General features: G+C 62.8%; 14 protein-coding genes and 1 pseudogene. 4 read left to right on the top strand and 11 right to left on the bottom strand.

Annotated elements, in window-relative coordinates:
• Positions 1 to 103: 103 nt before the first annotated feature.
• Complete coding sequence (locus C5O79_RS01015) at positions 104 to 1,189, bottom strand: helix-turn-helix transcriptional regulator (RefSeq protein ID WP_226238221.1); 1,086 nt, start codon at positions 1,187 to 1,189, stop codon at positions 104 to 106.
• A 300-nt stretch (positions 1,190 to 1,489) separates the two neighbouring features.
• On the opposite strand from C5O79_RS01015, the gene C5O79_RS01020 reads away from it, so the two are divergent.
• A complete protein-coding gene (locus tag C5O79_RS01020) occupies positions 1,490 to 2,713 on the top strand; it encodes a histidinol-phosphate transaminase (protein WP_236862425.1) in 1,224 nt (407 codons plus the stop codon).
• Between the two features lie 63 nt (positions 2,714 to 2,776).
• Here C5O79_RS01020 and C5O79_RS01025 read toward each other — a convergent pair whose 3' ends face one another.
• Together C5O79_RS01025 and C5O79_RS01030 are read right to left on the bottom strand one after the other, a co-directional pair.
• Positions 2,777 to 3,028, bottom strand: a complete 252-nt coding sequence (locus tag C5O79_RS01025; RefSeq protein ID WP_046547074.1) for a hypothetical protein — start codon at positions 3,026 to 3,028, stop codon at positions 2,777 to 2,779.
• A gap of 536 nt (positions 3,029 to 3,564) precedes the next feature.
• Entirely contained in the window at positions 3,565 to 4,053 is a 489-nt protein-coding gene (locus tag C5O79_RS01030) for a RidA family protein (RefSeq protein WP_047853188.1), read from the bottom strand.
• A 281-nt stretch (positions 4,054 to 4,334) separates the two neighbouring features.
• Between C5O79_RS01030 and C5O79_RS01035 the strand changes: the two genes are divergently transcribed.
• Positions 4,335 to 4,634 (top strand): H-NS histone family protein, encoded by a 300-nt coding sequence (locus C5O79_RS01035; RefSeq protein ID WP_011350136.1) that lies wholly within the window; start codon positions 4,335 to 4,337, stop codon positions 4,632 to 4,634.
• A gap of 162 nt (positions 4,635 to 4,796) precedes the next feature.
• Here the strand turns inward: C5O79_RS01035 and C5O79_RS01040 are convergent, their stop codons facing one another.
• From C5O79_RS01040 to C5O79_RS01070, 7 genes and pseudogenes are all read right to left on the bottom strand, one after another.
• Positions 4,797 to 5,129, bottom strand: a complete 333-nt coding sequence (locus C5O79_RS01040; RefSeq protein WP_046547076.1) for a cupin domain-containing protein — start codon at positions 5,127 to 5,129, stop codon at positions 4,797 to 4,799.
• 129 nt (positions 5,130 to 5,258) lie between these two features.
• Positions 5,259 to 5,342, bottom strand: a pseudogene (locus C5O79_RS38445) (3-dehydroquinate dehydratase); the annotation flags it as partial.
• A gap of 37 nt (positions 5,343 to 5,379) precedes the next feature.
• On the bottom strand, positions 5,380 to 6,219 hold the full coding sequence (gene aroE, locus C5O79_RS01050; protein ID WP_122478108.1) for a shikimate dehydrogenase: 840 nt from the start codon (positions 6,217 to 6,219) through the stop codon (positions 5,380 to 5,382).
• A 7-nt stretch (positions 6,220 to 6,226) separates the two neighbouring features.
• Positions 6,227 to 7,441, bottom strand: a complete 1,215-nt coding sequence (locus C5O79_RS01055; protein ID WP_047853186.1) for a CoA transferase — start codon at positions 7,439 to 7,441, stop codon at positions 6,227 to 6,229.
• A complete protein-coding gene (locus tag C5O79_RS01060; protein ID WP_039347828.1) occupies positions 7,438 to 7,899 on the bottom strand; it encodes a MaoC family dehydratase in 462 nt (153 codons plus the stop codon). The genes C5O79_RS01055 and C5O79_RS01060 overlap by 4 nt, the downstream gene beginning before the upstream one ends.
• Before the next feature lies 1 nt (position 7,900).
• Complete coding sequence (locus C5O79_RS01065; protein WP_046547079.1) at positions 7,901 to 8,293, bottom strand: VOC family protein; 393 nt, start codon at positions 8,291 to 8,293, stop codon at positions 7,901 to 7,903.
• The gene (locus tag C5O79_RS01070; RefSeq protein WP_047853184.1) at positions 8,290 to 9,240 is read right to left on the bottom strand and encodes a 2-dehydropantoate 2-reductase; all 951 of its coding nucleotides are present in this window, start codon (positions 9,238 to 9,240) and stop codon (positions 8,290 to 8,292) included. The genes C5O79_RS01065 and C5O79_RS01070 overlap by 4 nt, the downstream gene beginning before the upstream one ends.
• 104 nt (positions 9,241 to 9,344) lie before the next feature.
• On the opposite strand from C5O79_RS01070, the gene C5O79_RS01075 reads away from it, so the two are divergent.
• Both C5O79_RS01075 and C5O79_RS01080 read left to right on the top strand, forming a co-directional pair.
• Complete coding sequence (locus C5O79_RS01075) at positions 9,345 to 10,265, top strand: LysR family transcriptional regulator (RefSeq protein WP_046547081.1); 921 nt, start codon at positions 9,345 to 9,347, stop codon at positions 10,263 to 10,265.
• A 420-nt stretch (positions 10,266 to 10,685) separates the two neighbouring features.
• Complete coding sequence (locus C5O79_RS01080) at positions 10,686 to 11,225, top strand: cytochrome b/b6 domain-containing protein (RefSeq protein WP_047853182.1); 540 nt, start codon at positions 10,686 to 10,688, stop codon at positions 11,223 to 11,225.
• Between the two features lie 286 nt (positions 11,226 to 11,511).
• Here C5O79_RS01080 and C5O79_RS01085 read toward each other — a convergent pair whose 3' ends face one another.
• Positions 11,512 to 12,678: a porin gene (locus C5O79_RS01085; RefSeq protein ID WP_046547083.1), complete on the bottom strand. Its 1,167-nt coding sequence runs from the start codon at positions 12,676 to 12,678 to the stop codon at positions 11,512 to 11,514.
• Positions 12,679 to 13,094: the final 416 nt, after the last annotated feature.

A 13,094-nucleotide genomic window follows, 5' to 3' on the forward strand; every position in this document is an offset into this window, starting at 1 on the left:
CCCGACACACCGCCCCAGCCGCGGGGGCGCGACTGCCCGTCACTCACCTCGTGTCTGCGCACGCAGGTGCCGATCCCCCCGCCCCCCTACGCTCCCCGCCCCCTCACGTCTGCATAACCAGCGACGTCAGCTGCGCCGCCCGCGCCACCGCCATCTTCGCGTAGATCGACTTGATCTGCGTGCGGATCGTGCCGATCGACACGCCGCGCAACCCGGCGCATTCCTGCGGCGACAACCCGTCGCAACACAGCAGCACGGCAAGATCAGCCTCGGCCGACGACAGCCCGTAGAACACACGCAGCCGCTGCGCGCGGGCCGACGGCGAACGCAGGTCGGCGGCCGTCATCAGCGTCGCGACGCCCGGCCGCTCGCGCATCAGGCGCGATTGTTCGGGCACCGGCATCAGCGCCAGCGGCAGCGGTTCGCCCGTCGTGCGCCGTAACAACAGCCCGCCGCGCGCGTGCGCGTGCCGCCATTGCGCGTCGTCGACGCAGCCTTCCGGCGCGAATCGCCCGTTCACGACCCGCAGCGCCGGTTCCGCCGCGATCAGTTGATCGGCCGCGCGATTCGTGTAGCGCAGCTCACGCTGCGCGCCGAGCAGGAACACCGGCACCGGAATCGCATCGAGCGCCGATTCGGCGGCGGCCACGCGCGCCTCGAGCTCGCCGATCCGCGCCTGGATCTGCAGTGCGCGGCTGATGTGCATCCCCATGTTTTCGATCGCGCGGCGCTGATCGTCGGACAGCCCTTGCGATTCGAGGCCGCCCTGGACGCTGAGGAATGCGCCCGAGCCCTCGCTGCGATGGATGTACAGGCCCGAGATGCTGCCGAGCCCGAACGGGTGAAGGAATTCCTGATAGAACGCGCTGTGCGCGCGCTGGTGCGCGGAGAGGTGCTTGACGTCCTCGAACCAGCGGCCCGCCGGCCAGTCGGCGGCGACCGGCACGACCGGGTCGTACCGATAGAACTCGGTGTTGTAGGTGTGGTAACACGCGGCGACCCATGACGCGTCGTCACCCGCCGCCTGCTCGATCGCCGGCACCCGCGCCGCGTCGTCGAAAGACAGCAGCGTGACCATGCGCACGCCGACCCACGATCGCAGCCCGTCCAGCACCGTTTCCCATCGCTGATCGCCCAGCGCCGCAGCGTAGACGTCATCGATCCATGCGGATGGAATCAACCCGTTCATTTGCATCTGGCCACCCCGCGCCGTGCGTTGTTGTCGAACGTCTTCTGCGCATCTTAGTCAATCGGCACGCGCGTTTAAATCACTCGTTCGCGTTTGATCGAAATACCACGTTTGTTACCGTTTATCGTCAGACGTAATGGCCGTCATTCCGGCACGCACGATGCCGCCCGCTTTTCATCCGGATCACGGTATGCCATGATGCAGCGCATGACGATTCGAAACACCACGCTCTCGCTGCACCATCACCACGGACGCCCTCTGTTGCGCCGTGGCTCGTTTCGCATCTAGCAATTGCATCGGGTGAATGCCCGATCAAGACGACAACCAAGGCGCCTCCGGCGCCTTTTTTGTTTTTTTGCCGCCTTGAAAGCGGACTGCGCCGATCATTCGAACCCGTACGGAGTGTTTTCAATGCAACAGCCCTGGAAAGACATCGCCTTGTCGGATTTACCGCTCCGCGAGGACCTCAAATCGCAGCACGCGTACGGGGCGCCGCAGCTCGATGTGCCGGTCTGCCTCAACGTCAACGAGAACCCCTATCCGCCGTCGGCCGCGCTCGTCGAGCGCATCGCAACCGCGGTGGCGGACGCCGCGCGCGCGGCGAACCGCTATCCCGACCGCGATTTTGCCGAGCTGCGCGCGCATCTGGCGGCATATCTGACGCACGACACCGGCGTGACGATCGACGCATCGCGCGTCTGGGCGGCCAACGGCTCGAATGAAGTGATCCAGCAGATCCTGCAGGCATTCGGCGGCCCCGGGCGATCGGCGCTGGCCTTTACGCCCGCGTATCCCATGTATGACGAATACTGCCGCACGACTTTCACGCGCCTGCATACGTTGCCGCGCACCCGGGATTTCGCGCTGGATCTGGATCAGGCGCTCGACAGCATCCGCGAGCACCGGCCGAGCGTCGTACTGCTGACGTCGCCGAACAACCCGACCGGCACCGCGCTGCCGGTCGACGACATCCGCGCGATACTCGACGTCGCGCCGGGCATCGTCGTCGTCGACGAAGCCTATGCGGAATTCCGGCGTCACGGCGTCCCCAGCGCGGCGACGCTGCTGCCGGACCATCCTCGGCTCATCGTCACCCGCACACTGAGCAAGGCGTTCAAGTTCGCGGGCGGCCGCGTCGGGTATTGCGCGTGCACGCCTGCGATCGTCGAAGCGCTGAAGCGGGTTCGATTGCCCTACCACCTGTCCGCCTTCACCCAGGCGGCGGCCTGCGCGGCGCTGGTCGCGCGCGACGAGATGCTGTCGCAAGTGGAGGCGATCAAGGCCGAGCGCGATTCGACCGTCGCGTGGCTGCGTGGCCTGAGCCTTACGGTGGCCGATTCCGACGCCAACTTCGTGATGTTCGGCGAATTTGCGGATCGGCACCGGATCTGGAGCGGACTCCTGCGTCACGGGGTCCTGATCCGCGAGTCCGGCCCGCCGGCGTATCTTCGCGTGTCGATCGGCACCGGCGCGGAGATGGCCGCGTTTCGTGCGGCGCTGCTTGACGTGATGGCGCTCGAATAAGCGACCGGCCATCCGGTCGACAATGCGATCAAGCGCATGCCCGCGCCGTATCCGACGATGTGCTTACTTCATCGTCGCGAAACGCATTTCCATCGCGTTGATCTTCGCGAGCACCGCTTCGCTGAGCGTCCTGACGTGGCGCGGCACATCGGGCGTCGACAGTAGTTCCTCGATTCGCCCGCGCCAGTAGCTCGGATGCCGCACGCGCCCCGCACCCGACAACGACACATCGTCAGCGTTCGTCTCGCTGTCCAGGAGAGCCACCATTCTCTGAATGTGAGAGAGCTCTCGTTCTGCATAGTCTCGTGCCAGCATAATGATTGAAATTCCCCGAAATACGACAGCAGGCCTTCCGTCATCAACGCACCATCGTGTCGCGGTGAAAAGCATTCACCGCACACGTTTGTCGCCATCGTACGCAGAAGCTGTGTCAGTAAACCGCGTGGGCATTTGCTGAGTTCGATACGGAATGGGGAGCCTGTCCGACTGTCCTGACGACTTCCGGCCCCGATGCCCTGTGATCAATCGTAGGCTTACCGTTGGGCGATGACATCTCCCAAAATGGAGATGCGGGGCGATATCGGCGGGGCGGTGTTTCCGGCATTTTCAGGTCGTCGGACGTCGCGCGGAAGGCATGCGGTTGCCGGCTGGAGCAAAATCTCGATCAGCTGACTACCTCGACTCCACGCGCATCCGGCGCATGACTGACCGGCACACACGAGGCGGGCATTTGCCGTGTGCGCTTTTGCTTTTCGCATTGCTGGCGCGCGCCTTCACCAGCAGGCGTGTCGTGCATCGGGTATCGGAATGTTTCGCGGAACTACATACTTGCGAGACAGGGCCCGCTGAAGTCAGATACCGACATCGCCATGCTTCATCCCGAAAATGAAGTCGACCTCCACCGAAGCCCCTTTGGGCAATTGCAGCACACCGACCGACGTACGCGTATGAACGCCTGCGTCGCCAAGCACCGCGTACAGCATGTCGGATGCGCCGTCGGCGACTTCACTTTGCATCGTGAAGCCGGGTGCGCTTCGCACATAGACGGTGATGCGCGGCACCGTCGCTATCGCGTCGAGCGTGCCGCAGTGCTTTCTGATCAACGACAACGCACGCAGCGCCGATACGCCGGCGGCCCGGCGACCTTCGTCGAGCGAAACGGATTCCCCCACTATGCCAACGAAATGCACCACGTCGCCGATCCGCGGAATCTGGCCGGCAACGTAGGCCGTATTCCCGTCGACCAGAATGGGCGTGTACTTTCCACCGATCCTGATTTCCTCGTCCGGATTGAAGCCGAATTCGGCCGCGACCTGCGTCAGCTTATCGTCTCTTTTCACTAGTGAATTCCCCGATACCTCAGAAAAATGTAAAGAATAATTAAGTCTCGCCCGCTTGTCTCGACGAAGAAATGCCGCCGCGAACGATCAAAGAGACGTGCCGCTGCCGTTAAAAGTTTCCGGGTAATCCTCTACGTTTTCTCATACATGACACACTTTTCAGGTGTTCGAAGCAGTCCAGCATGGCTTTATCGATGCCAAATCTCGTAGTCGAAGAGAATTTTCTAAAACTTTTTTGCTGAAACCGCTATCATATGTGTACTCAACCTGAAGAGTGATACATGGCAACGTACAAGGAACTGAAAGCTCAAATGGAAGCTTTGGCCGAGAAAGCCGAAGCTGCACGTGCCGCGGAATTCCAGGCGATCGTCGACGACATCCGCACCAAAGTTGCGGAATTCGGCATTACCGAGAAAGACATTTTCGGTACGCGTCGTGGTCGACCGGCCAAGCAAGCGGCCGCCCCTGTGCAGGCAAAGTATCGCGACCCGAAGACCGGGGCAACCTGGTCGGGCCGCGGTCGCGCGCCCGCATGGATCAAGGACGCGAAGAATCGCAATCGATTCCTGATCCAGGAATAAGATTCTCGACGCGCACCGGCGCGCGCTCTGGCGCGCCGTCCTGCTATTTGAGCATCGATACCGGCGGTATTAAAAGCCGCTCCGGTGCGGTGAAGATTTGTGCCATCCGGCGCGTGGTTGCACGCTACGCGTCGGGTTGCGTGCTGCCCAATCTTTCCTGATTCAACGTTCGTAATAGATCGCAAGCCAGACGGATTGCGTTTCTTCGTGCGTCCACGCGACGCGATGACGGCAATGCGGCTCGATCAGCACGTAGTCGCCGGGATGCATTTCATGGCGCGCCGGGCCTTCTTCGAATTCGAGTACGGCCGCGCCCGATAGCAGCACGACCCATTCGGCGCGTGAGTCGTCATACCAAAAGCCGTCGGGGCTCGTGTGCCCCATCGATACGATTCGCTCTACGTTCAGACGCTGCCCGGTGACAAGGAGGTCGATTTGTTCATCGCTGCCGCGCTGGCCTTCGGTGGTGAACAGGTTGCCGGTTTGAAGGTGCATGGGGTGGCCTCGTCGATGATCGTCGGTCGAAAGAATCGCGCGTTGAGTGACGCGCAATATTCACCGTAGTCTAACGATCACCGTTGACGCTGACTCGTTTCGTCGGAAAGCGCATCGTAGCGTGTCGCATGCCTGCAATCGGGCATCAATCCGTTCGAGCGTGATTGTCCCGTACTGTTTGGGATCGCGCTCGCCGAACGTGATGTGATTGATGCCGTCAGCATCGGCATGCTTTCATCCCCCCTCCCGTTCACACTCGATCCAGCGGAACGGTAAGCAGGTCGATCACCGCTTGCGTCTCGGGGCGCACGCCGCGCCACCACGCAAAGGCTTCCGCCGCCTGCTCCACCAGCATGCCGACACCGTCGGCTACACCGGTGACCCCCGCATCGCGCGCCAGTCGCAAGAAAGGCGTGAGGCGCTTGCCATAGGCCAGCTCGTAAGCCGTACCATGCGCGCTGAAAACGCCGGGCGGCACGGGCGGCAAATCGCCTGTCAGACTCGCGGATGTCGCGTTGACCACCAGATCGAAGCGCCCCATGCGGTTGAGTTCCCCGTAAGCGCACGCAGTGATCGGGCCGTACGAAGCCAATTGCAATGCCAGCGCTTGCGCTTTCTCGACGTGACGATTCGCCATCACCAGTTGCGCGGGGCCCGCACCCAGGAAGGGAAGCAACGCGCCGCGCGCCGCGCCGCCGGCACCGAGCAGCAACACACGCTTGCCCGCGAGCGGCGTGTGAAGATTCACCTCGATATCGCGCAGCAGACCGATGCCGTCGAAGTTTTCCGCGAGAATCCGATCCCCCTCGAACTTGAACGCATTCGCCGCGCCTGCGAGCGTCGCGCGCTCGCTGCGCTCGTCGGCCATGTCGAACGCTGCAAGCTTGAACGGTGCCGTGATGTTCATGCCCTTGCCGCCGGCCGCGATAAATTTCCGCACCGTTACCGCGAACGCGTCATCGGGTTCGCACGGCCCCTCGATGGCCGTGTAGTGCATCGCCTGTTGCGTCGCTTCGGCGAAAAGACCATGAATCAGCGGGGATTTCGTATGGCCAATCGGATTGCCGATCACCGCATAGGTATCGCTCATCGTCGCCTCACTTGTCGAACAGCACGCCATCGGTTTGCATCGCATTGATCTCGGCGGGCGTGAAACCCAGCGATTGCGCGACTTCGGTATTGTGCTGCCCCAGATCGGGGGCAACCTCGCGGATCGTCGTATCGCACCCGGAAAACCGGAATGGCAGATTCGGCAAGCGCAGCGTGCCGTAACGCGGATGCTCCTGTTCGACGATCATGCCGCGTGCCTGAATTTGCGGATCGGCGATCACTTCGTCGATACGTTGCACCTTCGCGCAAGGCACATCGATGCCGTCGAGCAGTTCGAGAATCTGCGTCACCGTGCGCGCGGCGACCCACGGCTCGACCACGCCGAGAATCTCCAGCCGATGCGCATTGCGTCCCACGCTATTGTGAAACCGCTCGTCGGCGCCGAAGCCGCGGGGCCCGCCGTTCGCTTCGATCAGCGACGCGAAGCGCTTCCAGGCATCGTCCACCTGCGCGGCGATCACCAGATCGCCATCGGTCGCGCGAAACACGCCATAAAGCGTCGAGCCGGGCATGTCGTGTCCGGTCTGTTCGGGAAGCACATCGGCAAGCGTGTAGCACTGGACTGCATATTCGTGCATCGAGACGAGCGTGTCGTAGAGTGCCATGTCGATGTGCTGCCCTCGCCCGCTTTTCACGCGGCCGAGCAGTGCCGCATTGATGGCCGCGACCGCGTGAATGCCCGTGTACATGTCCCCGAGCGAAATACGCAGCAGCGGCGGGCGGTCGCCCGGCGTGCCGACCATCTGCATGATGCCGCTCTTGGCCTCGGCGATCAGTCCGAAACCCGCGCGATGGGCGTCCGGCCCAGTGTGCCCGTACGCGGAAATGGAGCAGTAGACCAGCCCTGGATTGCGCGCGGAAAGCGCTTCGTAGCCCAGCCCGAGTTTGTCGAGCGCGCCGGGCCGGTAATTCTCCACGAATACGTCGGCCGAATCGCAGAGCCGCTCCATGAAGGCCTTTCCGCGCGGGTCCTTCATGTTCACGCTGACGCCGCGTTTGCCCATATTGAGCTGCAGAAAATAGCCGCTCGAGCGATCGTCGAGCACGGTTGCGTGCTGGCGTCCCGCGTCGCCGCCGCCGGGTCGCTCGACCTTGATCACTTCCGCACCCAGCGCCGCGAGGCAGCGCCCCACATACGGACCCGCGAGGAAGTGGCTGTAGTCGACGACACGTATCCCTTCGAGTGGACGAGCCTGTTTCATCGTTCAGCCCCCGGCCGGCGCGGCACCATCAAACGATGCTCGCCTCGTTGCACGACTTCGCCATGCTGATTGATCAGCTCCGACGGAAGCGTCACGATGCCCCAGTCCGGGCGACTCTTGCTCGGGCGCATCGCGCCAATGCGAAACTTCACATGCAGCACGTCATCGACCTTGATCGGCAGAACGAAGTCCCAGCTCCAACCCAGCGACATGCCCGGCACAAAGCGATAATCGCTCCGGGTCTTCAGGCCATCGGCAATCGAAAGACCAAACAGTCCATGCGCAACGAGGCAGCCAAAGTGGCTCGCGTTCGCATACGCTTCATCGACGTGCACAGGGGTGTGATCGCCCGTGAGATCGGCATACGCGAGAATGCGCTCCTTCGTGACGGTGTAGCTCGGGCTCACGCATTCGTCGCCTTCGCGTGCGTCGTCCCAGTATTTTTCGACGATGGTCATGTCATGCCTCCGCGCGCGGATTGATGGCGAGCGCCTGCTCCACGCAGCGCACGGGTTTCGCCTGAATGAATTCGACGGCAAGGCCATCGGGCAAACGCAACCAGTTCGCACCTTGCGGCATGGGCTGCACGTCGTAGCGGCGGGCGGCGGCAAGCGACGCTTCGACGTCCTCGCACATGATGCCCAGATGGCCAAGCCTCCCTTCGGGGCCCGAAAAATCCGGCTGGTGAATGAACTGCATGCCGCCGAGCGTCCAGTACTGGCGCGGCGCTTCGGTCGTGCCGTCGACCTCGCGCATCGTCATGCCGAACACCTCCTCGAAAAAGCGGATGTGCCAGTGGATGTCGCTCACGAAGACGGCGACGTGTTCGAGATAGGCTTTCGGCTGGCTCATGCTTGCGCCTCCGCTTTCCGGCGGTCGAGCATCGCGCGCTCGATGCCCTTGATGCACGCAACCAGCGTGGCGTTGACAGGCGTCGGCACACCGTAACGCGCGCCCCAGCGCACGACCGAGCCGTTGATGAAGTCGATTTCGGTCACGGAACCTTTTTCGAGGCTCTGCAGCATCGACGTTTTGAACGCAGCGGGCAAACCCTCGGCGGCAAGCGACCACGCCTGCTCCGGATCGTTCATCGAAAGTGCGACGCCCGCCGCCTTCGCGGCCGCGATCGCTTCCGCGACGGCCGCCAGCGAAGTGGCCTTGAGCAGCGCCTCGTCATAAAGCTGGCCGTAAGTCAGCGACGTGATGCCGGTGAGCGCGCCCGTCGCGACATTCACGAGCAGCTTGTCCCACATGGTGCCGACGATGTTGTCGCTTACCTGCGTGTCGAGGCCCGCGTTGCTGAATGCGTCGGCAATACGTCGAACGCGATCCGTCACGCGTCCGTCCAGTTCGCCGATGATGGTGTGCTTGCCCACGACGCCCGACTCGATATGCCCGATGCCGCGCAATACGCCACCCACATAGGTCTTGCCCGCGAGCACGCGTTCGCGGCCCACGGCGTCGGCAAGGATGTCTTCGTGGCCGAGGCCGTTTTGCAGTGACAGCACCCGTGTTTCAGGCCCCACCAGCGCTTGTGCGCCGCGAATCGCCGCATCGGTATGGAACGATTTGACGAGCACGATCACGACCTCGGCCACCCCCGCTTCGTCCGGCCGGGTAGTCGCGCGGACTTGTACCTGGCGTGTGCCGCTTGCGTCATCCACGCGCAAGCCGTGGGCTCGCATCGCATTGACATGCTCGGGCGAGCGGTCGATCAGCCAGGTCTCGTGGCCGCCTTCGGTGAGTGTCGCGCCAATCGCGCAGCCCAGCGCGCCGGCACCCAGAATGGCAATTTTCAAGAGCGTCTCCTTGATGTGTGACGTCACGATAGGAGCCGCCGCATCATGTCGCAATACAATGGATACAATGACATCATTGCATTACGCAATAATAGAGACCTGCGATGATCCCGACCGATCTGCCCGACCTCAAGCTGCTGCAATTGTTCGACCTGCTCTACGACACGCGCAGCGTCACGCGCGTGGCCGAACAACTCGGTCAGAGCCAGCCGACCGTCAGCATCTGGCTCGCGCGGTTGCGCGAGCATTTGCACGATCCCCTCTTTATCCGGACGCCCGGCGGCATGGCGCCCACACCGCAAGCAGATGCGCTGATCGGCCCGTGTCGGGAAATTCTCGAATCGTTGCGGCGCTTCTCGGCTTGGGAAATCGACTTCGATCCAGCGACCGCGCAGAGACGTTTTCGCATCTGCATGACCGATGCGAGTCACGTGACGCTGCTGCCGCGCCTGCTCGCATACGTGCGCGCGCAAGCGCCTCGCGTGCGCCTGGAAGCTGCGCGGATCGACGGCAACACGGAACGCGCGCTCGAATCCGGCGAGGCCGATCTCGCGATTGGCTACGTGCCGTGGCTGAGCGGCGGCATCTATCAGCAACAGCTCTACGAGCAGGATTGGGTATGCCTTGCGAATCGCCATCATCCGCGTATTCGCAAGCGGCTCGGCGTCAACGCGTATCGCACCGAAGGCCATGTAGCGATCACGGGAGGAACGGGCACGGCGCTGCTCGAGCAGGCGCTCGTGCGCGAGCGCATTGAACGGCAGGTGGTGCTTGAACTGCCCGGTTTCCTGGGGCTCGGCGCCATTGTGCAGACCACCGATCTGATCACGACCTTGCCGCGCCATATCGGCGAGACGCTGGCTCAGGCCAGCGATCTTTCGGTCCATCCATGCCCCATTCCCGTCGCGGGCTTCGCCGTTCGGCAACACTGGCACGCGCGCTACCATCAGGAGGCCGGCAATCGCTGGCTGCGTTCGACCGTCGCCCGGCTGTTCGGCATGTCTGGCGCGGACGTTACAGGCTGACGGATTTACCGTTTCGCCATCAATGTCTGCCGGTCCGTCGCAAGCGGACAATTGCGCCCGGTCGCTCGTCGTCTCTTCAGGATCGGGGATCGCCGCCCACGCCAGGCGGCTCGCGGCCGGGAAGCGTCGTTGACGGTGACGCCGGATCCGGCGTCCGTCAGTCCGTGTCCATTTCGACTGGAACAGCGGACGCCCGTAGTGGGTTCGTACGGATCGCGAAAAGGGTGTCATCCACATGACGAGCAGGCGCGCCGAGCATTAATTGCTCGACGCCGTCAGCGCATGTTTTCACCACGCCACGCCAGATCGATCCGTATCGCGGGAATAAAACCATGCCGGCTCCGGTATATCGGGGCGTCAGGCCGCTCACCACGCCGAACGAGCCGGTGCACGACGCCCAACCGAAACGGAGAGACCGCAATGTCACAGCCCGCCCACGTCGCCTACACACGCTTCGCGATCGCCATGCACTGGTCGATCGCCATCTTGATCCTGTTGAACCTGATGATCGGGATCTACATGGATACCTTTCCGCACAACTCGACTCAGTTCAACGGCATCCTGTTCTATCACGCGTCGATCGGCAGCCTGATCTTCATGCTGACCGTGCCCCGCCTCGCGTGGCGTGCGACGCATACCCCGCCGCCGCTGCCGCCCAGCGTTCCGGCGTGGCAGGCGCGGATCGCCGGCGCACTGCACGGCGTGCTGTACCTGCTGCTGTGTCTCGTGCCGCTGACCGGCTACGTGCACCGCCTCGCCGGCGCCCATCCGGTCAGCTTCTTCGGAATCACGGAATTGCCGGTGCTGGTTGGCCGCGACGAACCGCTGCGACTCCTGACCGATTCGTTGCATCGCGCGCTGGTGCTGACGCTGGGCCTGCTGCTGGTCATGCACGTCGCGGCCGGGCTGAAACACAAGTTCGTCGATCGGGACGGTGTCGCGGAGCGGATGGGAATCTGAGCGCGACCCGGCGGTTGATGTTCGCCCGAAACGGCCCCTCGAATATCGGAAGTCCCGGCAGCCGCCATTCGCCGCTGTACGCAGTGCGGATGCGGATGCGGATGCGGATGCGGATGCGGATGCGGGACGATCGTCTCGCCGTGCAGCAACTTCGTCACTGCCGGCAGAACGAACGATCGATGAGAGGAATTTTCAGCTCACGACACCCGCTCGAGGTGAAGTGCCGCGAGCAGAATGTTGCTCCGCCGGAGTAGCGCAGCCACTACTCCGGACTTCCACGCGGCGATCAGAAGCCGTGGTACATGCCGATGTTGACTTGAACCTGGTTGCCGCCCGATGCGGTGTTGCCAAAGTCGGCGACGGAAGCCTGAGCGCCCTTGGCATGAACGTACCCGCCCATCGCGTACAGCGCGGTGCTCTTCGACAGCGAGTACGTCGCACCCAGCGACACCTGGTTGATCGACGCCATCGTGCGGCCTTCGGCGGCCAGCGCGGGCGTGGCCGCGGAACCGTACACATACGTGTACCCGGTCGCCAGCGACAGTGCCGGGGTGACCTGGTACTGCAGGAGGGCACCCAGCACATTGAAGTGGATCGACGGCTGGCCAGCGTTGCCCTGGTACTGCGCGTTCGAGTAGCGCAAGCCAGCCGTGTACGGACCAATCTGGTATTGAGTGGCGACTTGCGCGATGCCCGCGCTCTTGAATGCATTGCCTCCGTTGTAACCCGAACTCGGATAGCCCAGCGCACCACCGAAACTCGGCTGCGCCGTGGCGTTCGTCCACCCGTTCGCACCCTGGTTGACAGCACGGAAGTAGCCGCCGGCGACCGTCAGACCACCCTGAGCGTAGTTCGCGGCCACCGACCACGATTGGCCCGAACCCGTCGAACCGGCCACGCCGCCGAACGAGTACGCGCCTTCAGCCTGGAAGCCATGGATCAGCGGCGAAATGTACTTCACTGCGCTGTTCTGGTTCGTCGTGTTGTCGTTGTTGTCCACGTCGCCCGGGGTCGAGAATGTCGACGCCGAAATGGCGTCGCCCGTCAGGACCTGAACCATTTCCGTCACGGCGTCGAGCTGGCGCCCCAGCCGCACGGTACCGTACTGATCGGAAGCGAGGGATACGTATGCCTGCCGGTTGAACAACGAGCGCGTGGAACCAATGGGCCCCTGGCCGCCTATGCCGCCCGTACCGATGTTGAAGCCGTTTTCGATCTTGAAGATCGCCTTGAGGCCGCCGCCGAGATCTTCCGTCCCCCTGAGGCCCCACTTGTTCGAACCGGCGGCACCACCATCGAGGCCGTACCGACTGTGACCGTTGATGTTCGACGTGTAGCCGATACCTGCATCGAGCATGCCATACAGGGTGATCGACGACTGTGCCATCGCTGCCGACGATGCTGCGAAGGCGGCAACAGCGATAACGCTGACCTTGATTTTCTTGTTTTTCATCTGTCTTTCACTGTCAGGAGTGGTTGCGGGATTGTTTGAAACGGGTTTTTTCGTATTCGAATGCAGATGACAGCGCACGGCCTGCACGTCTTCTCAGGTTGCAACAGCCGGCTTCATGTTCGCCAGATCGGCGTATTCGACTCGATCATTTCGTCGTCCTCAGAATTTCATGCCGAAGGGCGCCTCGCATCTCGTCCTGTCCGGCATGCCATCGATTGGAACCATCGCGGCGTCCCGCCTGGACGAAAGCCGCTACCTTGCCTTTGTTGTTGCTCGAGCCATGCGGCAGCGTGGATGGGTCGTGTGCCAATTCCACAAAGCCGAAAAACTCGAGCGGATTACCGCGCTAAGCCGAACGTTTCTCCGATGGCATTTCGAAGAAGTACTCCATTGCGATGGTCCAAGCCCACGCACTA

It is taken from the genome of Burkholderia sp. SRS-25, assembly GCF_004343765.1.
Taxonomy (GTDB): Bacteria; Pseudomonadota; Gammaproteobacteria; order Burkholderiales; family Burkholderiaceae; genus Burkholderia; species Burkholderia contaminans.

Bases quoted from the DNA above. Each gene is read 5' to 3' on its own strand.
- C5O79_RS01015 (WP_226238221.1), bottom strand. From the start codon at position 1,189: ATGAACGGGTTGATTCCATCCGCATGGATCGATGACGTCTACGCTGCG.
- C5O79_RS01025 (WP_046547074.1), bottom strand. From the start codon at position 3,028: ATGCTGGCACGAGACTATGCAGAACGAGAGCTCTCTCACATTCAGAGA.
- C5O79_RS01035 (WP_011350136.1), top strand. From the start codon at position 4,335: ATGGCAACGTACAAGGAACTGAAAGCTCAAATGGAAGCTTTGGCCGAG.
- C5O79_RS01040 (WP_046547076.1), bottom strand. From the start codon at position 5,129: ATGCACCTTCAAACCGGCAACCTGTTCACCACCGAAGGCCAGCGCGGC.
- aroE (WP_122478108.1), bottom strand. From the start codon at position 6,219: ATGAGCGATACCTATGCGGTGATCGGCAATCCGATTGGCCATACGAAA.
- C5O79_RS01055 (WP_047853186.1), bottom strand. From the start codon at position 7,441: ATGAAACAGGCTCGTCCACTCGAAGGGATACGTGTCGTCGACTACAGC.
- C5O79_RS01060 (WP_039347828.1), bottom strand. From the start codon at position 7,899: ATGACCATCGTCGAAAAATACTGGGACGACGCACGCGAAGGCGACGAA.
- C5O79_RS01065 (WP_046547079.1), bottom strand. From the start codon at position 8,293: ATGAGCCAGCCGAAAGCCTATCTCGAACACGTCGCCGTCTTCGTGAGC.
- C5O79_RS01075 (WP_046547081.1), top strand. From the start codon at position 9,345: ATGATCCCGACCGATCTGCCCGACCTCAAGCTGCTGCAATTGTTCGAC.
- C5O79_RS01080 (WP_047853182.1), top strand. From the start codon at position 10,686: ATGTCACAGCCCGCCCACGTCGCCTACACACGCTTCGCGATCGCCATG.
- C5O79_RS01085 (WP_046547083.1), bottom strand. From the start codon at position 12,678: ATGAAAAACAAGAAAATCAAGGTCAGCGTTATCGCTGTTGCCGCCTTC.